Annotated in this window: 19 protein-coding genes; 10 read left to right on the forward strand and 9 right to left on the reverse strand. The window is 62.5% G+C overall.

Annotated elements, in window-relative coordinates:
* The first annotated feature begins 57 nt into the window (after positions 1-57).
* The 7 genes from folE2 to FPT15_RS02795 are packed head-to-tail and all read left to right on the forward strand — an operon-like array spanning position 58 to position 5,698.
* Positions 58-954 (forward strand): GTP cyclohydrolase FolE2, encoded by an 897-nt coding sequence (gene folE2 / locus FPT15_RS02765; protein WP_145158326.1) that lies wholly within the window; start codon positions 58-60, stop codon positions 952-954.
* Entirely contained in the window at positions 951-1,619 is a 669-nt protein-coding gene (locus tag FPT15_RS02770) for a metal ABC transporter ATP-binding protein (protein ID WP_145158329.1), read from the forward strand. The genes folE2 and FPT15_RS02770 overlap by 4 nt, the downstream gene beginning before the upstream one ends.
* The gene (locus FPT15_RS02775; RefSeq protein ID WP_145158332.1) at positions 1,619-2,485 is read left to right on the forward strand and encodes a metal ABC transporter permease; all 867 of its coding nucleotides are present in this window, start codon (positions 1,619-1,621) and stop codon (positions 2,483-2,485) included. Before FPT15_RS02770 ends, FPT15_RS02775 begins: the two co-directional genes overlap by 1 nt.
* A gap of 11 nt (positions 2,486-2,496) precedes the next feature.
* On the forward strand, positions 2,497-3,375 hold the full coding sequence (locus FPT15_RS02780) for a metal ABC transporter substrate-binding protein (protein ID WP_145158335.1): 879 nt from the start codon (positions 2,497-2,499) through the stop codon (positions 3,373-3,375).
* Positions 3,372-3,800: a phosphoribosyl-AMP cyclohydrolase gene (gene hisI / locus FPT15_RS02785; protein WP_145158337.1), complete on the forward strand. Its 429-nt coding sequence runs from the start codon at positions 3,372-3,374 to the stop codon at positions 3,798-3,800. Before FPT15_RS02780 ends, hisI begins: the two co-directional genes overlap by 4 nt.
* Positions 3,797-4,357 carry a DapH/DapD/GlmU-related protein gene (locus FPT15_RS02790; protein ID WP_017135756.1) on the forward strand — a complete coding sequence of 187 codons (561 nt, stop codon included), beginning with the start codon at positions 3,797-3,799 and terminating at the stop codon, positions 4,355-4,357. Before hisI ends, FPT15_RS02790 begins: the two co-directional genes overlap by 4 nt.
* Positions 4,358-4,360: 3 nt before the next feature.
* Positions 4,361-5,698 (forward strand): dihydroorotase, encoded by a 1,338-nt coding sequence (locus FPT15_RS02795; RefSeq protein WP_145158340.1) that lies wholly within the window; start codon positions 4,361-4,363, stop codon positions 5,696-5,698.
* Here FPT15_RS02795 and FPT15_RS02800 read toward each other — a convergent pair.
* Positions 5,695-6,216: a DUF3617 domain-containing protein gene (locus FPT15_RS02800; RefSeq protein WP_119741192.1), complete on the reverse strand. Its 522-nt coding sequence runs from the start codon at positions 6,214-6,216 to the stop codon at positions 5,695-5,697. The genes FPT15_RS02795 and FPT15_RS02800 overlap by 4 nt on opposite strands.
* Positions 6,217-6,347: 131 nt before the next feature.
* Between FPT15_RS02800 and cls the strand changes: the two genes are divergently transcribed.
* Positions 6,348-7,787, forward strand: coding sequence for a cardiolipin synthase (gene cls, locus FPT15_RS02805; RefSeq protein WP_145158343.1), 1,440 nt, complete (start codon positions 6,348-6,350; stop codon positions 7,785-7,787).
* A gap of 136 nt (positions 7,788-7,923) precedes the next feature.
* On the opposite strand, the gene cfaB is transcribed toward cls, so the two are convergent.
* The 8 genes from cfaB to hflK (FPT15_RS02845) all read right to left on the reverse strand — a co-directional run bounded on the left by cfaB (position 7,924) and on the right by hflK (FPT15_RS02845) (position 17,102).
* A complete protein-coding gene (gene cfaB, locus FPT15_RS02810) occupies positions 7,924-9,108 on the reverse strand; it encodes a C17 cyclopropane fatty acid synthase CfaB (protein ID WP_145158346.1) in 1,185 nt (394 codons plus the stop codon).
* 87 nt (positions 9,109-9,195) lie between these two features.
* Entirely contained in the window at positions 9,196-9,984 is a 789-nt protein-coding gene (locus FPT15_RS02815; RefSeq protein ID WP_145158349.1) for a DNA-binding domain-containing protein, read from the reverse strand.
* A complete protein-coding gene (locus tag FPT15_RS02820; protein WP_145158352.1) occupies positions 9,975-10,820 on the reverse strand; it encodes a DUF692 domain-containing protein in 846 nt (281 codons plus the stop codon). Before FPT15_RS02820 ends, FPT15_RS02815 begins: the two co-directional genes overlap by 10 nt.
* A 66-nt stretch (positions 10,821-10,886) precedes the next feature.
* Positions 10,887-11,141, reverse strand: coding sequence for a hypothetical protein (locus tag FPT15_RS02825; protein ID WP_145158355.1), 255 nt, complete (start codon positions 11,139-11,141; stop codon positions 10,887-10,889).
* A gap of 116 nt (positions 11,142-11,257) precedes the next feature.
* A complete protein-coding gene (locus FPT15_RS02830) occupies positions 11,258-13,144 on the reverse strand; it encodes a cation-translocating P-type ATPase (RefSeq protein ID WP_145158358.1) in 1,887 nt (628 codons plus the stop codon).
* Positions 13,141-14,175 (reverse strand): protease modulator HflK, encoded by a 1,035-nt coding sequence (gene hflK / locus FPT15_RS02835; RefSeq protein WP_145158360.1) that lies wholly within the window; start codon positions 14,173-14,175, stop codon positions 13,141-13,143. Before hflK (FPT15_RS02835) ends, FPT15_RS02830 begins: the two co-directional genes overlap by 4 nt.
* On the reverse strand, positions 14,172-15,167 hold the full coding sequence (hflC, locus tag FPT15_RS02840) for a protease modulator HflC (protein ID WP_178119650.1): 996 nt from the start codon (positions 15,165-15,167) through the stop codon (positions 14,172-14,174). Before hflC ends, hflK (FPT15_RS02835) begins: the two co-directional genes overlap by 4 nt.
* A gap of 9 nt (positions 15,168-15,176) precedes the next feature.
* Positions 15,177-17,102 (reverse strand): protease modulator HflK, encoded by a 1,926-nt coding sequence (hflK, locus tag FPT15_RS02845; RefSeq protein ID WP_145158366.1) that lies wholly within the window; start codon positions 17,100-17,102, stop codon positions 15,177-15,179.
* Positions 17,103-17,420: 318 nt separating this feature from the next.
* Here hflK (FPT15_RS02845) and FPT15_RS02850 point away from each other — a divergent pair, with 318 nt between their 5' ends.
* Together FPT15_RS02850 and FPT15_RS02855 are read left to right on the forward strand one after the other, a co-directional pair.
* On the forward strand, positions 17,421-18,038 hold the full coding sequence (locus FPT15_RS02850; protein ID WP_145158369.1) for a CDP-alcohol phosphatidyltransferase family protein: 618 nt from the start codon (positions 17,421-17,423) through the stop codon (positions 18,036-18,038).
* Positions 18,039-18,048: 10 nt separating this feature from the next.
* Complete coding sequence (locus FPT15_RS02855) at positions 18,049-19,803, forward strand: bifunctional alpha/beta hydrolase/class I SAM-dependent methyltransferase (RefSeq protein WP_145158372.1); 1,755 nt, start codon at positions 18,049-18,051, stop codon at positions 19,801-19,803.

Genomic DNA, 19,803 nt, shown 5'->3' on the forward strand with positions numbered 1-19,803 from the left:
GTCGACTCAATAGTTATAATATAACATGTCTTTTTATTTCCAACGATGGACCTGCTCATGAATGCGCTGACTCTGCCGGATATCGCCGCGCAGGCTTCACGCCAAGCCTTGCCGCTCGACTGGGTAGGCATGTGCGGCATCGCCTTGCCCATTCTCATCGACGGCCAACGCCTGACTGCCACCGCCGATGCAGGCGTCAGCCTGGACGACGGCGAGGCCCGCGGCATTCATATGTCGCGCCTGTACCTGGCCCTGGAAATGCTCGACCAGCAGCTTCTTACGCCTGCACTTCTGCGTAATGTACTGCAGCGCTTTCTTGAGAGTCATGAAGGATTATCTAAGAACGCCTACCTACGAATTCACACGGATTTGCTGCTCAAACGCCCGGCATTGGTCAGCCCATTGGTTGGCTGGAAAGGCTACCCGGTGTGCATCGAGGCACGTCTGGAAAACCAGATGTTCCACGTGGAACTAAAAATTGACGTTACCTATTCCTCAACTTGCCCCTGCTCCGCTGCGCTCGCCAGGCAATTGATTCAGCAGCAATTTCTTGAAGATTTCGCCAACACACCACTGCAACACGAAGACGTACTGACCTGGCTCGGCAGCGCCAACGGCATCGTCGCCACGCCCCACAGCCAACGCAGCAGCGCACAACTCTCCATTGAGCTGGACGCCAATCAGTCCACCTTGCCGCTCACCGACCTGATCGATGACGTCGAAGCCGCGCTCGGTACCGCCGTGCAAACCGCGGTGAAACGTGCGGACGAACAAGCCTTCGCCCTGGCCAACGGGCAGAACCTGATGTTCTGTGAAGACGCCGCACGCCGCCTCAACCTCGCCTTGAAACGCTCGGATGCCGTCAAAGCCTTCCACCTGAAAGTGATCCACGCCGAAAGCCTGCACGCGCACGATGCCGTGGCTGAAAGCCGCTGGACGAGAGACTCTGCATGATCACCTGTAACGCTTTGCGCTGGGGTGCACCTGGGCAACCGCTCACCCCGGCACTGGATTTGACCCTGGAAAAAGGCAGCCTCACCGGCATCATTGGCGCCAACGGCACCGGCAAAAGCAGCCTGCTCAAAGTGATCGCCGGTTTGCAAAAACCGCTGGCGGGCAAGGTCAGCGTGGAGGTTCCGCGCCGGGGTGGCCTGTCGTTCCTGCCGCAGCAGCAGCACTTGGATCGCCAGTTCCCCATCAACCTGCAAGAGCTGGTCGCCGCCGGCTTCTGGGGCACCCAGCTCACGCCAGCCCAACGCAACGAACGTCTGCAGGCGGTGCTGGAGGACTGGTGCCTCAGTGGGCTGGAACATCGCCCGCTGATGGCCTTGTCCGGCGGCGAACTGCAACGCGCCCTGCTCGCCCGCATGAGCCTGGCCGAAACGCCCGTGTTGTTACTCGACGAACCCCACGCCGCCCTCGATGAAGACGGACAGGCGCTGTGCTGGAAACACATTCACGCCTGGCACGACCAGGGCCGCACAATCATAGTCGTCTGTCACGACCTGGCCTCCGTGCGCCACCACACCCAGCACCTGGTGCAGATCAAAAGCACCGGGTGCGTGTTCGGCCCCAGCAAAGAGCTGATCCGCCCCCAACCCCAAATGCAGGTGGCCTGATGCACTTTGCCGCCCACCTGTGGATGCCCTTTTTCGACTTCGTGTTCATGCGCCGCGCACTCATCGGCGGGCTTGTACTCGCCTGCAGCACCGCGCCGCTGGGTGTGTTTCTGATCCTGCGGCGCATGAGCCTGATCGGCGACGCGGTGGCTCACGGCATCCTGCCAGGCGCCGCGCTGGGCTTCTGGTTTGCCGGGCTCAGCCTGCCCGCGCTGACCATCGGCGGCCTCGGTGCCGGCCTGAGCATGGCCGGTTTATCCGCGTGGATCACTCGCCGCACCGGCCTGCGTGAAGACGCCAGCCTTGCCGCCATCTACCCGATCTCCCTCGCCGCCGGCGTGCTGATCCTCGGCATCGCAGGCAAGCGCCTGGACCTGCTGCACCTGCTGTTCGGCTCCGCGTTGGCCGTGGATGAAACCACCCTTACCGGCATGCTCTGGGTCTCCGGTTTCAGCCTGATCGCCATGGCGCTGATCTACAAACCGTTACTGCTCGACACCCTCGACCCATTGTTCCTGCAAACCGTCAGCCGCCTCGGCCCACTCGCACACGGGTTATTTCTGACCTTGGTGGTGCTGAACCTGGTGATCGGTTTCCAGGCCATCGGCGCGTTGATGGTGGTGGGTTTGATGATGTTGCCGGCGATTGCTTCACGCTTCTGGAGCCGGCGCCTGCCGGTGTTGATTGCAGTATCGGCGGTGCTGGGATGCCTGTCGGTGTGGTTCGGTTTGTTGCTGTCGTTCTACTACTCACTGCCCAGCGGCCCGGCCATCGTGCTGGTGGCGGGCGGCGGGTATTTGCTGTCCGTGGTCTTCGGTCCGGTGCACGGCTTGCTGCGCCGCCCGCCCTCTCTTACATCCCAATGAGGTGTTTCCCGATGCGCGCTCTACTCGTGATGTTCAGCCTTCTGCTGCCCTTGTCGATGGCTCAGGCCGCCGACAAACTTCAAGTGGTGACCAGCTTCAGTATTCTGGATGACATCACCCACCAGATCGGTGGCGATCACATCCAGATCAGCAACATGGTCGGCCCGGACGCCGACGCCCATACCTACGAACCCACGCCGGACGACGCCAAGGCGCTGCTCAAGGCCCGGGTCATCATCAAGAACGGCCTTGGCTTCGAGCCCTGGCTGGACCGCCTGGTGACCAGTACCGAAACCAAAGCCACGGTCGTGACCGCCAGCAAAGGCGTGATCTCTCACACCATGGAAGAAGACGGCGAAACCATCCCCGACCCGCACGCCTGGCATAACCTGGCAAACGCCGAAATCTATGTGAACAACATCACCAAGGCGTTGATTGCCGCCGATCCGGCCAACACAGCCGATTACCAGCGCAACAGCCAAACCTACCTGAAAGAAATCTACCGCCTGCTGGCCGAGGCCAAGACCCGGTTCGGCGCGCTGCCACCGGGCAACCGTCGCATCGTCACCTCGCATGACGCCTTCGGTTACCTGGGCCAGGCCTATGGCATTCAGTTCCTCGCGCCCCAGGGTCTGTCGACTGAACGCGAACCGTCTGCCGCCGAAGTCGCGGCGCTGATCACCCAGATCCGCAAAGACAAGGTCAAAGCCGTGTTCATGGAGAACATCAAAGACTCGCGCCTGCTTAAGCAGATTGCTGACGAAAGCGACGCGCAGATCGGCGGCACCTTGTACTCCGACGCCCTCGCCGCCGAAGGCCCGGCCAGCACCTTTACCGGGCTGTTCGAATACAACCTCAACACCCTGTGCGCAGCCCTGAGCAAGCCATGACCCTGAGCATGCTCGACCTGGAAGAGGCTGCCATGGGCAGCCGCTTTCCACTCGACACCGTGCTCGACGCCATGGCGTGGAACAGCGACGGCCTGATTGCCGCCGTCGCCCAGCAACACGGCAGCGGCGAGGTGTTGATGCTGGCCTGGATGAACCGCCAGGCCCTCACCGAAACCCTGGCCACCGGGCAAGTCTGCTATTGGTCGCGCTCGCGCGGGCAGCTGTGGCGCAAAGGTGAAAGCTCCGGTCACTGGCAACAGCTGGTCGAGGCCCGGCTGGATTGCGACGGCGACGCCGTGCTGCTGATCGTCGACCAACAAGGCCCGGCCTGCCACACCGGCCGGCCCACCTGCTTCTACAACGCCATCGACGGCGCCTACGTTCACATCATCACCTCGCCCCTAAAAAAGGAGCCCGCTGCATGATCCGCAAAAACCCTTCCGGCGATCTGCCGGTGATTGCCGAATCGGCCTACGTGGATAAAACCGCGATCATCTGCGGCAAGGTCATCATCGGCGAAAACGTCTTCGTCGGCCCTTACGCCGTGATCCGCGCTGACGAAGTCGACGCCACCGGCGACATGGACCCGATCACCATTGGCGCCAATTCAAACATTCAGGACGGCGTGGTCATCCACTCCAAATCCGGCGCGGCGGTGACCATTGGAGAATTTACCTCCATCGCGCATCGCTCCATCGTCCATGGCCCCTGCACCGTCGGCGACCGCGTGTTTATCGGCTTCAACAGCGTGCTGTTCAACTGCGCCGTCGGCGATGGCTGCGTGGTGCGCCACAACTCGGTGGTCGACGGCCGCGACCTGCCCGCCGCGTTCTACGTGCCCTCCACCACCCGCATTGGCCCAAACACCGACCTGTCGCAATTTCCGCCGGTGAGTGTCAGCGCCTCAGAGTTTTCTGAAGACGTGGCACGTACCAACGTCGACCTGGTGCGTGGTTACAAAGCCCTGCAAAACGAGTTCTGAACCATGAGCCGCCTGCTGATTCGCAATGCCCGCCTGGTGAATGAAGGCCGGGAGTTCGATGCCGATGTACTGGTCGCCAATGGCCGCATCGAGAAGATTGCCGCCAGCCTCGAAGGCTACAACGAGCCGGTGGAAATTGACGCCCAGGGTCAATGGCTGCTGCCAGGCATGATCGACGACCAGGTGCACTTTCGCGAACCTGGCGCGCCCGACAAAGGCAGTTTTTACAGTGAATCCCGCGCGGCGGTGGCCGGTGGCATCACCAGTTTCATGGACATGCCCAACACCCACCCTGCCACCCTGAACCTGGAAGCCCTGGCCGATAAGAAGCGCCGCGCCGCGCTGCACTCGGTGGCCAACTACGGCTTTCACTTTGGTGTGAGCAACGACAACCTGGACATCGTCGCCGCCCTCGATCCGCGTGAAGTGGCCGGGGTGAAAGTGTTCATGGGCGCCTCCACCGGCAACATGCTGGTGGACGACCCGCGAATTCTCGAGCGGCTGTTTGCCGAAGTACCGACCATCCTTCTCGCCCACTGCGAACACACGCCGAGCATCCTGGCGAATGAGCAGCGCCTGCGTGAGCGCTTCGGCGAGCACATTCCCGCCGTCGCCCACCCGCTGATCCGGGATGCCGAAGCCTGTTTTCGCTCATCGTCTTTTGCGGTGGAACTGGCCCAGCGGCACGGCACGCGCCTACACGTGCTGCACCTGACCAGCGCTCGCGAGTTGGCCCTGTTCGAAGACAAGCCTTTGGCCGAGAAGCGCATCACTGCCGAGGTTTGCCTGCATCATCTGCTGTTCGATGACCGCGACTATCACCGCCTTGGCCACCAGATCAAATGCAACCCGGCGATCAAGACCCGCGCCGACCGCGACGCGCTGCGCCTGGCCTTGCTGAGTAATCGTCTGGATGTGATCGGCAGTGATCATGCGCCGCATACCTGGGCGCAAAAACAGTTGGGCTATCGCGAAGCGCCGTCAGGCCTGCCATTGGTGCAGCACGCGCTGCCGGCGTTGTTGGAGCTGGTGATTGACGGGCATTTGCCGCTGACCACACTGGTGGCAAAGACCAGTCACCGTGTGGCCGACCTGTTCGCTATCCCGGATCGAGGCTATCTACGTGAGGGTTATTGGGCCGATCTGGTGCTGATCAAACCTGAGCCCGAAGGCAAACCCGTCAGCAGCCAGCCGATTCTCGCACGCTGCGGCTGGACGCCCTTCGCCGAGCGCAGCTTTCGCCACAGCGTCAGCACCACCCTGGTGTCCGGCCACCTGGCGTGGCACAACGGCCAGGTGATCGACAGTTGCCAGGGGCTGCCCCTGCACTTTCTGCGTTAAGCGCGGGGTTTGACCGTACCGCAATCGTTGCCCAGCCATTGGGCATGAGTGTCCAGGCTGCCCTTCTGCTGAACGCCGGTGGCATTGAAGGTACCGTTGACGGTGGTGGTGAATTCCTGCTGGCTCTGGAAGGTCGCAACGCCAGTGCCTTGGGCTTTCGGGCAGCTGAAACGGAATTTCCACTGGTTGCCGGTTTTGTCGGTCACTTGCTGTTTGCAGCCCGATTGCGGGTCGGTCAAGGGAATGGAATCAGACGCGACCTGGGCAGGCGTCAGGCAAACCTGCACGCCTTTGCCGGCCATGGTGATGCCCTGTTTTTCGAGCATGGCGCGCTGTTCGGGCGTCATCTGTTGCTTGAGCTGACCGAGGATCAGCGACAGGTCGGGCAAGTCCTGGTTATCGACTTTCATATTGCTGGTGGTCAATTCCCACAGGCCCGGCGCCAGCATCTGCGCCTGAGCCGCCACGGGCAGCGTCAATCCAACAACCATGGCCAAACCAAGCAGACGAGCATTCATCGGATAACTCCTGGGTAATTGTGGGCGTTAGACGCTGCAAAGGTGCCAGTGTTGCACGGCAAATAAAATAGCGACATTCGTCGTCGAACATGGTCTGTTAGGGCACTGGATTGCCTGGAGTGATGTCGTTCATGGATTTTTTTGGCCCGCACCTGCTCGCCTACTTCATTGCCACGCTGCATTTTCTCGGGACGCTCGCCGCGATCCACGCGGTGCTGACCGTCAGGACCGCCCAAGGCTCGATCGCCTGGGCCTTGTCGCTGATGTTCATGCCTTACCTGACGCTGATTCCCTACCTCATCTTCGGCCGCAGCACCTTTGACGCGTACATCCAGGCGCGTCGCCAGGCCAACCAGGAAATGCACACCGCCATCACCGCGCTGAACTGGCGCCCGTGGGTCGAAGAAGCCCTGACAGCGCGCAACTCCCACGCCTATGCGTCCTTGCGCGCCATGCCCAAATTGGGCCGCATGCCGTGCCTGGCCAACAATGACGTGCGCTTGCTGATTAATGGCGATGCCACGTTCAGCGCGATTTTCGCGGCGATTCGCCAGGCTAAGACGGCGGTGCTGTTCCAGTTTTTTATCATTCATGACGACGATCTTGGCAGGCAGTTGCACGCCCTGCTGAAGGAAAAAGCTGCCGAAGGTGTAGATATTCACGTGCTCTACGACCGCATCGGTAGCCACGCGCTGCCCCACAGCTATGTGCAGTCGCTGCGCGACGCCGGGGTCAAAGTCAAAGCGTTCGCCACGCGCAGCGGCTGGCTCAATCGGTTCCAGGTCAACTTTCGTAACCACCGCAAGATCGTGGTGGTCGACGGCCTCACCGGCTTTGTCGGCGGGCATAACGTCGGCGATGAATACTTGGGCAAAAAACCGCCACTGGCGCCGTGGCGCGACACCCACGTGCAGGTTACCGGCCCGGTGGTGGCGTGCCTGCAGGAGTCGTTTGCCGAAGACTGGTTCTGGGCCGCGCGCGAGCTGCCGCCGCTGATCCTGCCTGACGCCTACCCCGAAGACGGCGTGCTCTGCCAATTGCTCGCCAGCGGCCCGGCCGATCCGTATGAAACCTGCTCGCTGTTTTTCGTCGAGGCTATCCATGCGGCGACCGAGCGCGTGTGGATCACCAGCCCGTATTTCGTGCCCGATGAAGCGGTGTTCGCCGCCCTGCGCCTGGCGGTTTTGCGCGGGGTCGATGTGCGCCTGCTGCTGCCGTCGCGGCCTGATCACCGTATCGTCTACGCCGCCTCCAGCCTCTACGCCATCGAAGCCGTACGCGCTGGCGTGCGCGTGTTCCGCTACAAGCCAGGCTTCCTGCATCAGAAAGTGGTGCTGGTGGACAGCGAAATCAGCGCAATCGGCAGTGCGAACATGGACAACCGTTCGTTCCGGCTGAATTTTGAAGTGATGTTGCTGACGGTCGATGAAGCGTTTGCCAGCCAGGTGGAGCAGATGCTGCTGGACGACTTCGCACAAGCCCATGAAGTCAGCCACGAAGAAAGCCGCGAGACCCGCCGCCTGCAACAGCTGGGCATGCGAGTGGCGCGTTTGATCTCACCGATTCTCTAACAAACAACACAGAAACAAATGTGGGAGCTGGCTTGCCTGCGAAAGCGGTGTATCAGTCGACCAATCTGGTCCTGATATACCGCCATCGCAGGCAAGCCAGCTCCCACAGTTTTTTTAATCTGCAGTGTGTTGAAAATCAGCGGTAAATATCTTCCCGCGTCCACGGCAGTTCATGGCTGCCATCAGCGTGAGGCTTCACTGCCAATATCTGGTGCAAGTTGATCCAGCCCCGCGCAAACGCATATGCGCACCCGGCCAGGTACAGCCGCCAGATCCGCAACGCTTGCTCCGGCACCATCTTGGCGGCCGCCTCGAGGTTGTCTTCCAGGCGTTCACTCCAATGGTCCAGCGTGCGCGCGTAATGCAGGCGCAGGCTTTCGACGTCGACCACTTCCAACCCGACTTCGCTGATTTCCGCCGTCATCATCGCCAGGTGCGGCAGCTCGCCGTTGGGGAACACATATCGCTCGATAAAATCGCCGGCGCCACGGCCTACGGGGCGACCGTCGGTGTGCTTGGCGGTGATGCCGTGGTTCATCACCAGGCCGCCTTCGCGCACGGCGCCAAACAGCACCTTGCAGTACTCCGCCAGGTTGGCGTGGCCGACGTGCTCAAACATGCCCACGCTCACCACCTTGTCGAAACGACCGTCCTGCGGCAGATCGCGGTAGTCGAGCAGTTGCAGGTCTACCTGGTCTTCCAGCCCCTCGGCCTTGACCCGTTCACGGGCCAACGCCAACTGTTCTTTGCTCAGCGTGATACCAAACACTTTGACGCCGAACTCGCGCGCCGCAAAACGCGCCAGCCCACCCCAACCACAGCCGACGTCGAGCAAATACTCGCCTGGCTGCAGCCGCAACTTGCGGCACAGGTGGCGAAATTTGTCTTGTTGGGCCTGATCGATGGATTCGCTGCCGGTTTCGAAATAACCGCAGGAGTACGCCATGTCCTGATCCAGCCACAGCTGGTAGAACTCGTTGGACAGGTCGTAATGGTAGGAAATGGCCGCGGCATCAGTGGCCTTGTCGTGGATCGAGCGTACCGGACGACTCTCCTCGTCGTCTTCAATCAGGGCGTGACTCAGCTCGTCGCATACTCGGATTACTTCGCTGATGGAGCCTTCCAGCTCCAGTCTGCCCTCGACGAAGGCTTCGCCCAATGAGTCCAGCGTTGGATGAGTCAGGCTGGAAACGACCGTGGGGTCCTTTACCACGATCGTCACACTGGGCTCGGGGCCCAGGTTAAATTCATGGCCGTCCCAGAGTCGAAGACGCAGCGGTAGCTTGAGATTCTGTAAGGCCGGTGGAAGTTGCGCGAGCATGAGTAGTCCCCCCTTGTTTCAGACGTCTGGAGTGAGGGTAGACCATCCGAAGACAAAGTAGGAGGCTATCGATTTAATAGCACTTAACTATAAGGCTCGATGCTCGAGCAAACCGTCCTGGATCCACTGTTTCAGCCAGGTCACCGCTTGCAGTGGCGCCCCCTCTCCATAAGTGACTGCCAACCCTGTGCACAGTTCTGAAAAATTCCAGCCGGTGGTCACCATGCCCGCCAGCGCACAGGCTTCAGCCGGCTCAAGGCTGCGGTAATGGCACACATTCTGGTGACGCCACACCAGGCACATCTGCGCCAGCTCCAGCGCCTGGCTGTCAGGGAAATCCGACTCATCCTTGCTGGCCCGCCAGATCGCCACGCTATTGAACTGGCACAGCACCTGTTGCACCGAAGGCGCCAGACCTACCTGCAAACCCGGCCAGTTTTCGGGGGCCAGCTGCGCCATGTCATTCACACCCAGCGGCTCACCCTGCGGCGCATCGAACGCCAAGGTAAACGCCCACTCCAATCGCGCCAACTCGGCCAGCGGCGCGCTGTGCTCTTGCACCAGATGCTCGACGAGAAACGCCGGGAACCGCTCGCCCAGCCAACGCAGGCTGTAATGGGCCGACGGATAGCGGCGCACATAGGCGTCTGTCAGTAATGCAAACTCGTCGTCACCCAGCCAATAGCGGATGGCGCCGAAGTCATGCCGCAACACCTCCTGAAGACGCGACACATAGGCGTTGTGGTAAATCGCCAGGCCCGTGTCCACATCCAGAGTCGGCCCACCCAGCAAGGTCGCGGCAAACCCACTGTTGGCCACCGAGCTTTCGGACAATAGATGCTGCTCAAACGCCAACTGCCAGTCGATCAGGCGCATAACGCCCTCCTGGCCAACGCGCTGGCGCCCAGCTCACGGGCCTTGCTCAACTCGGCGAGCAGCTCTTCGAACGGCGGGAAATGGTCATCGCGCTCCAGCAATGTCGAGACCGGCCCCAACAGCTCCAGCGTCTGTTGATACAGCGCCCACACCGGATCGCACACCGGGTGATCATGGGTATCGACCACGTAGTCGCCGTAATCCCTATGCCCGGCCAAGTGCAGTTGGCGGATGCTTTCAGGCGGCAGGCTGCGGATAAACGTCCAGGCGTCGAAGCCGTGGTTACGCGAGCTGACATACACATTGTTCACGTCCAGCAACAGCTGGCAGCCGGTCAGGTGGGCCAGGGCCTTGAGGAATTCCCACTCGGTGAATTCGTCGGCCTTGGAACGCACATAGCTGGAAACGTTTTCCAGCACCAGTGGACGCTGCAAGACGTCTTGCACTTGGCGCACGCGGCCGGCCACGTGGTAGAGACTTTCTTCGGTGTAGGGCAGCGGCAGCAGGTCATGCAGCTGATGGGCGTTGCCGCGGCTCCAGCACAGGTGATCGGAAACCCACGCCGGCTGGATGCGCTCGGCGAGCTGCTTGATGTGTTTCAGGTAATCGATATCGAGGGCATGCGGCCCGCCGATGGACAGGGACACACCGTGCATCACCAAGGGATAGCGCTCGGCAATCGCATCCAGGTAGTACAAGGCTTTACCGCCCTGGACCAGATAATTCTCGGAGATCACTTCAAACCAATCCACGGCCGGCGATTGTTCAAGGATCTGCTGGTAGTACTCACTGCGTAAACCCAGGCCGTAACCCAGACTTGGAAGGGACGCGGACATGACTCACTCCAGGGCAAAGTGTCCGCAGCGGTGGGGGGCGTCCGCTGCGGGTGCACTCGGTGCCGGTTACTCGCCGACGGTGCCGCCAGCCTTCATGCAGGCAGCAGCGGAGGGCTTGGCGAGGAAGCCCTGGCCTTTGCAAGAACCCTGACCTTTGCAAGCATGGTCCTTGGTTTTGCAGTCGTTCTGGCCTTTGCACGCGTTGATACCGTAGCAGTGCACAGCCGTGTCAGCGGCTTGAGCCTGGGTCACAACACCAGCAAACAGGGTAGCGGCGGCCATCGCAAGGGCGGCACCAGCAGCAGCGGATTTGAAGTTCATTTTTAGAGTCCTCATGATCGGTAGGGGTGCCGGTCTGAACGGAGTGTTCAGTCTCGACATACCACTAGAGTGAGGACCCTTATCGGCGTTACAGCTGTATGCAGATATTTCTGAAATTATTCTTCAAGCTTCAAAAGTGGCTCCTGAAAGCGCAGCAAACGCCCGGCATTGCCCAGTACCAGCAGGGTGCTCAAGTTATGCAACACCGCCGCAATCATGGCGCCGGCCGCACCCAGCCAGCCAAACGCGGCAAACACCACAATAGCCAGCGTCCAGCCCAACCCGATGATCACGTTGACCTGCAACGTGTGGCGGCACTGGCGACTCAAGCGCACACACGTGCCCAGGCGCCGCAGGTCGCTGCCGATCAACACCACATCCGCCGACGCCAGCGCGATGTCCGCACCGCCCGCGCCCATTGCCACACCGACCACGCCCGCCTTGAGCGCCAGCGAGTCATTGATGCCATCGCCGACGACCATTGGCCGAAAGCCACTGCCGATTTCCCCGAGCACGCGGTTGAGCTTGTCTTCCGGCAGTGCCTGGGCTTCGACGTCGCTGATACCGACATCCAGCGCCAGGCTGTCGGCCACGCTTTGACGGTCACCGGTCAGCAGCAGTTGGCGGCCCAGGCCCAAGTCGCGTAGCTCCTGCAGGGCCTGGCGCGCTTCCGGCTTGACGCTGTCGGCGAGCAACAGCCAGGCGAGGAACTGGCCGTTCAGCGCCAGCCCGGCAATCGGGCCGTCATGATCAGGGACGCGGGTGGTCACGATACCCAATTGCTCGAACAACTCCGGGCGCCCCAAGGCCGCTTCGCCCTGCTCGGTCTGCGCCACCACGCCCAGGCCCTGGCGTTCGCGAATATCCGTCAGCCCCAGCATTTGCTCCTGCGTTGCCAGCCCCGCCAACGCACGGCTGACCGGATGGCTGCTGGCCGAACCCAGGCTGGCGGCAAGGTTCAACACCACCTGCCGATCCGGCGCCGTGGTGTCGATGGATTGCAAACGCAGCGTGCCAAACGTCAGCGTGCCGGTCTTATCCACAACCAGCGAGGTCAGGTCCGCCAACTCCTCGAGAAATGCCGAGCTGCGAATCAAAATTCCGTGCCGCGCCGCCACTGCAATCCCGGCAATCGCCGTGGCCGGGGCAGACAGCACCAAGGCGCACGGGCACGCCGCTACCAGCACGGCCAACATCGCCTGGGCGTCATTGGTCACAAACCAGGTCACCGCCGCCAGCAGCAACACCAGCACCATATAGCTGCCGGCGTAACGCTCCAGCAACCGTGTGATCGGCGGCTTGGAACGTTCGGCGTTCTGCATCAGCGCAATGACTTTGCCCAGGGTCGATTCGTTACCGGTGCGCGTCACTTCCAGGCGCAGCAAGCCGTCGAGGTTGATCGCGCCACCAAACACCTGCACGCCCACGCTGGCTTCCAGCGGCACCGACTCACCGGTGATCGGCGCCGTGTCCAGGCTCGCCTGGCCCGACAGCACCACACCATCGGCCGGCACGCGATCACCGGCACGCACTTCGACGATATCGCCGCTGTTCAGCGTGCCGTTATCCACTTCTACAATGCTGCCGTCGGCCTGCACCAACCGCGCATGGCTGCGGGTCAGTTTGCCCAGGGCATGAATCGCTTCCTGGGAGCCAATCACGCTGCGCTCTTCCAGCACGTGGCCGAAAATCATGATGATCGGCAGCAATGCAGCCGTCAGCAGATCGCCCGTGGCCCACGCGCCGATCATCGCCAGGGCGATCAATTGGTCGGTGATGCCATGCAGGCTCGGGTAACGCAGGCTGTACCAGGCCGATCGCATCACCGGCACGGCCACCAGCAAGGAAGCGACGCCGAGCAGCAGTTGGCTGACACCGTTCTGGTCCGGCGCCAGCCAGCGCCACACCAAACCCAATACCAGCAAGCCCAAGGCCAACATGGCCAGGGTCAATTGCCGGGCAGCACTGCGCTGCTCGGCGGACGTCAACATAGGCGCGCTCATTGTTCGGCTCCCTGGATGATCAAGCGGGAGTCGTCTTTGGGATCGACCGTGGTCACCGAACCGGCCTGGCCGAGAATCTTCGGCAAGCGTTCGCGGTACAGACGCAGCATGAGGCCTGGGTCTTTGACCTGGGCCAGGCTGGCGACGGTGGACGTTTGCGCTTGGGCATTGGCCAGGCGTTCGCTGGCTTGGGCGTGGGCCACTTGTACGACTCGGTCAGCCTCCTGATTGGCGGCTTGGGTGAGTTTTTCCGCGTCGGTGCGCGCATTGGCCACGGCTTTATCGGCTTGTTGGCTGGCCGTCAGCACTGCGTTGAAGGCATTCACCGCCGGGCCCGGCAGGCTTGATTGCACATCGACACGCGTCACGTCGATGCCCAACCCCAAACCGGTGGAGGCCAAGTCCGCCAAGCGTTTATTGATGCCTTGCACCAGATCACCGCGCAGCCGCTCACGGCGTTCGGCGGCGCCGTTATCGCTGCCGATCAATTCCGGGCGCGCCACCAAAATGGTGTCCAGGTCGCGCGCCGCCGCCAGCGCCACGGCGCTGCGCGTCACCAGGCGATCCAGCGCCGGCAGCACGTGCTCGCCCTGCAGCACAAACGCGTAGGGTTCGGTGACCTTGTAGAACACCCGCACATCCAGCTGCACCACACCGGCGTCGCCTGTCAGCAAGTAGCCGGAGCCTGCCAGCGCGTCGCTCAACGGCGCGGCAAAGGTGGCCACGCGGTCGGCCTGGGTCGCCGCGTCGGAACGCAGCAGGTTCTCCACCCGACGCTCAATCACACGGTCGGCTGCCGGCAGCAATACCACCTGCTCGAACGGCTGCGGCCACGCCAATAAAAGGCCGGCGTTTTGAATACGGTCCAGCGCGCCGAAGTGCAACACCACGGCGCGGTTCTGCGGGTCGATCTGGCGCACATTGGAAAACGCCCAGGCCAACGCCGCCAACACCGTCACCGCGTACAGCGCCAGGAAGGTCAGGCGCCCGGCCTGGATCCATGGGCTGTCCGGGCTGTCACGCTCACTCATGGCTGAACATCCTTCGGCCCGTCCACCAGTGCGCGGAACGGCGCGGCGTCAGTGCGCAGGATGATTTTGGTGCCCGGCGTCACCACCGTGCCCAAGGTGTCCAGCGAGCGCAGCAGGTTGTACAGCTGCGGATTGCCGGCGTAGGCACGGCCATAGATCTGCGCCGCTTCGACCCGCGACTGCGCCTCGATATCGGCGGCTTTCACCGTGGCATCGGCCTGCACGATGCGCGCATCACGTTCGGCGGCGGAGCGAATCTGCGCCGCTTCACGTTTGCCCACGGCGGTGCGTTCGGTGGCGATGGTCTCGCGCTCGGCGCGCATGCGGTCAACGGTGGCGGTGAGGGTGACCGACGGCAAGGTCAGACGCTCGACACCGACTTGCGCCACGCGCACGCCATAAGTGGTGAGCAATTGTTGATCAATCTGCTGGCGCAACTGTGCCTCAAAATCAGCGATGCGCACTTGGCTGGCGTCTGTGTTGACCAGGCTGGACAGGTCAAAGCTGGCCGCAGTGGTCTCCAGCGCCGAGCCGACGAAGGTGCGAATCTGCCGCGCGGCTTCATCCGGCTGGTTCTGCACCGCGCGCATAAAACGCTGCACATTGTCGGCATCGCCCTGCACCTGCCACGCCACGTAGGCCTGCACGATAATCCGCAAGCCATCGCGGGTGCCCACGTCCTGCAAACCGCTGGAGGTGGTGCGCAGGCGCAGGTCCACCGGGATCGCCGCTTCGAACGGCGCCGGCCAGCGCCAGCCCAGCCCTGGCTCCAGCAGCACCCGCGACGGGTTGCCGAACCGCGTAATCACCGTGGCTTCGCCGGAACGCACCTGCACCAGGCTGGCGGCCGCCACCGCAAACAGCACCAGCAACACCGCCCAGGCCATGCGCCGCCAAGGAAACGGGCCAGCGGCTTGTTCATCACCGTGAGGGTGATGGTTGTGGCCGTGATGGTGGTGATGACCATGATCGTGAGAATGAGCGCTCAACAGACAGACTCCTTATTGAACGGCTTTACGCGGCGCCATAGGGTCGGCCGGCAAGGTAAAAGAACGCAGATCAATCGTCGGTGCGCCGTCGGCGCCCAGGCGGTGATCCAGAATAAGCAGCTTGGCGTGGGCCAGGCCTTGGCTGAGTTGGCCGAGGTACTGTTCCAGCACGAATGCCTGGCCGGCGGTGGCGTAGGCCTTTTGTTCGGCGCTGAACCGCAGGTCGGCCGCTTGCGCGCCAGCATTCACTTCGCGCGCGGTGGCCAAGGCCTGATCGCGAGCAGTGCTTGCTTGCAGCAAGGCCTGGTTGGTCTGTTCGCTGGCAGCGCCGCGTTCGCGGGAGATCAGCGCCTGGGCGCCGATCTGCGCAGCCTGCACGGCGTGATAGGCATTGGCAGCGCCGGCCGGTGGGTGAATCGCTTCGACCACCGTGGCCAGAATCTCCACGCCGCTGTTGAGTTTCTGCAAGTCCGCCTGCACCGAGCGGCCGATTTCGTCGGCCAGTTGGGTGCGTTGCTCACCGAGCAATTCGTCGAGCGTGCGCGAGGCAAAGTCGTGCACCAGGATGCGGCTGGCGGTGCTGCGAATCAGCGTCGGCACATCGGCGCTGTTATAGGTGGCGGCCAGCGCCGCCTGATCGGTCAGGCCAATGCGGTAGACGAACCGCACGTCCATATTGACGATCTGGAAGCTCTGCTTGTCGCCGCGGCTGCTGGCGATCACTTGGGATTTGTCATTCACATGGCTGGCGTCCCACAACCGGTTGGCGATCGTCGGCGCCGGGCCTTCGGCGGCGGCCAGCTCCGGTGTAGCCGCCTCGCTGATGCTGGTAGCGAGTTCATGCACCACGCCATTTTCGACAGTGATGACGCGGCCCAACGGCCACGGCAATCCGGCATGCAGGCCAGGGCCGAACACCGCCACTGGCTTGCCGAAGCGTTCATAAATCCCACGGCCTTGCAGGGGCACTTCGTGCACGCCGGTCAGCGCCCAGCCTACGGCCAATACCACCAGCAGCACCGGCAGGAATGCCCGGCGCATGTAGGTAAACGCCCAGATCTGGCGCAAATCGATACCGAAGCGGTTGTGCAACTCGTGCTGCAGCGCCTGCAAGGGTTGTGGCGGCCAACGCAGCAAACCGGCAATAAAGCTTTGCGCCATCAAGCGTGGTTCGAGGCGCGGCTGGCGTGGGCTGAACAGCGACAGTACGGCCCTGAGCAAAAACTCCACGGCGACCAGCCCCGGCAGCAGGCCGATCAACACGGCCAGGCGCAGGGGCCATACAGATTGCGCGCCGGCAAACAGCAGGCAGATCGCGCTGACCACTAGGCACGCAATCGCCACCCGGCTTAATTGCGCCAGCTGTGAGGCTTCCGGCCATTGCGCAGCCGTTTCCTGCGCCAGGCGGCGCTCGAACACCAGCAAACCAAAGGCCAATGCCAGCCCCAGCGCGGCGCCAATGCTTGCCGATTGCCCCACGGCTGCAGCGGGCAGTGCCAGGTTCCAGAATTCGACAATGCTCAACAGTGCCAGCAACGACCAGCCACTCAACCACAGCACCGGCGCGCCAATCTGCGCCAGCAGGCTGCTGCCGAAACGTCCGGCAAACCGCGCGTACCCGCCCGTGTCTTCAAGCCGCGGCTCGATCAATTCCACCGTCGGCTCTTCCAGCGCCTGCGCCCGCCAATCGGCGACCCACCACGCCGATTGCAAGCCGGCCACCAACACCAGCAAGGCCGACGCGCAGTTGATCAGCACCACCGGCCAGATCGACAGCGGCGCAAACAGGGCGACAAACAACGCCAGCACCCAAGCGCAAACGGCCAGGGCCGTCAGGCTGATGCCGGCCTGGCGCAATCGACGCGCATGAAACAGCCCCTGCTGAAAACGCGGCAAGCCTTCAACCGAAGCGCCGCCAGCCTCTAGATCCACTTGCATCCACTCACGCCCGTTTGTACACAATTCGTTACGATATAACACGCGGCGTGAAATTTTCGTTCGAAAACAACCTGGTTGAACCCTACCGAGAATCCCTGTGAGAGGGGGCTTGCCCCCGATGACGGTGTATCAGCAACAGATCAGCTGACGGCCCCACCACTATCGGCAGCAAGCCCCCTGTCACATTCGTACGTCATTACCTTCGAGACCGTGACTAACCCCCCATAAACACGAGCCATCACTGGTGCAGCCGCCGATTAATCGGCACACTCCAAAACAGTTTTTCGCGGGTAAACGGACAAGGAAGCGTCGCCTCCCATGATTTCGATCTATCAGCTCAAACCGCGTTTTCAAAACTTACTGCGCCCACTCGTGCAGCGCCTCTACGACAACGGCACCACGGCCAACCAGATCACCGTGCTGGCCGGCGTGGTGTCCTTGCTGGTCGGCCTGCTCATCGCAGGCTTTGCCCAACACCTCTGGCTGTTTGCCCTGATCCCGTTGTGGATGATCCTGCGCATGGCTCTTAACGCCATCGACGGCATGCTCGCCCGTGAATTCGGCCAGCAGTCGCGGCTGGGCGCCTACCTCAATGAACTGTGCGACGTGATCGCCGACAGCGCGCTGATCCTGCCCTTTGCGCTGATCCCCGGCGTGAGCCTGGCGCCGGTGCTGCTGGTCACGTTGCTGGCGGTGTTCAGCGAATACGCCGGGGTGCTCGGCCCAATGGTCGGGGCGTCGCGGCGCTACGACGGGCCGATGGGCAAGAGTGATCGCGCGTTTGTACTCGGCGTATTGGCCACCGGCGTGGCGCTGGGCTGGCTCGGCGCGGGTTGGGTCAACGCGGTGATGTGGCTGGTCGCGGCGCTGCTCGCCTACACCTTGGTCAACCGCGTGCGCCAGGGCCTCAAAGAAACGACGTCCCCTTCTGCATAAGGAATTTGCGATGCGTGAACAGCAAGAGCACAGCTTCGGTACCCACGATGGCGTCGAGCTTTTCTACCGGCACTGGCCGGCCACTGCGCCGCTTGGCGACGAGCCGCGCAAGGCGATCCTGCTGTTCCATCGCGGCCACGAGCATTCGGGGCGCATTGCCCACCTGGTCGATGAACTGGACCTGCCGCACTTCGACTTCTTTGCCTGGGACGCCCGTGGCCACGGCCAGTCGCCCGGCGCGCGCGGCGACAGCCCAAGCTTCGCCACCAGTGCCCGCGACGTGCAAACCTTTCGAGACCACATCGGTGCCACTTACGGCGTCGAAGAAGACAATTGCGCGGTGATCGCCCAGAGCGTCGGCGCGGTGATCGCAGCCACGTGGGTGCACGATTACGCGCCGAAAATCCGCGCACTGGTGCTCGCCTCCCCGGCGTTCAAGGTCAAGCTCTACGTGCCGTTCGCACGGCCAGGCCTGGCGCTGATGCGCACATTTCGCGGCAACTTTTTCGTTAACAGCTACGTCAAGGCCAAGTTCCTCAGCCATGACCCCGAGCGCGTCGCGTCTTACGACAGCGACCCGCTGATCACCAAGGCGATCTCGGTGAATGTGCTGCTCGGCCTGTATGAAGCCGCCGACCGCGTTGTCGCCGATGCCCAGGCGATCCAGGTGCCGACCCAGCTGCTGATCTCCGGCTCGGACTTTGTGGTGCACCGCAAACCCCAGCAGCAATTTTTCGACCGCCTGGGCAGCCTGAAAAAAGAACTGCACATTTTGCCCGGCTTCTTCCACGACACCCTCGGTGAACGCGACCGTGCCGTGGCCGTGAGCAGCGCCAGGCGCTTTATCCTGCAGAACTTTACGCACCCGCTGGACCGCGCCTCATTGCTCGACGCCGACAAGCTGGGCGCCACCTGCGCCGAGTCCGAATCCCTGGCCGCGCCGCTGCCGCGCAACTCTTTGCGCGACCTGTACTGGCGCATGACCCGCGCCAGCATGGGCCTGGGCAAGAACCTCTCGGACGGTGTGAAACTGGGCTTTGACACCGGCTTCGATTCCGGCAGCACACTGGATTATGTGTACCGCAACAAGCCCACCGGCAAAGGCGGGCTGGGGCGGATGATCGACACCAACTACCTCAACTCCATCGGCTGGCGTGGCATTCGCCAGCGCAAGCTGAATGTCGAAGAGCTGTTGCGCCTGGCCATGGCCAAGTTGCGCAGCGATGATCGCCAGGTGCGCATTGTCGACATCGCTGCGGGCCACGGCCGCTACATTCTTGAAGCCTTGCAGGGCGTATCGCCGCTGCCGGAGTCGATCCTGCTGCGCGACTACAGCGACATCAACGTGCGCGACGGTGGCGCGCTGATTCGCGAAAAAGGCCTGGGGGATATTGCGCAGTTCGTCAAAGGCGATGCGTTTGATCGCGTGGACCTGGCGGCGCTCGACCCCAAGCCGACCTTGGCCGTGGTGTCCGGGCTGTATGAATTGTTTGCCGATAACGCCATGGTCGGCGGTTCGCTGGCCGGCCTTGCCGAAGCCGTGGAGCCCGGCGGTTACCTGGTGTACACCGGCCAGCCGTGGCACCCGCAGCTGGAACTGATCGCCCGCGCGCTGACCAGCCATCGTCAGGGCCAGGCCTGGGTGATGCGCCGTCGCAGCCAGGCGGAAATGGATCAACTGGTCGAGGCCGCAGGCTTTCGCAAGATCACTCAGCGTGTGGACGAATGGGGCATTTTCACGGTGTCTCTGGCACAGAAGATCTGA

The sequence above is a fragment of the Pseudomonas sp. RGB genome (assembly GCF_007713445.1).
Classification (GTDB): Bacteria; Pseudomonadota; Gammaproteobacteria; order Pseudomonadales; family Pseudomonadaceae; genus Aquipseudomonas.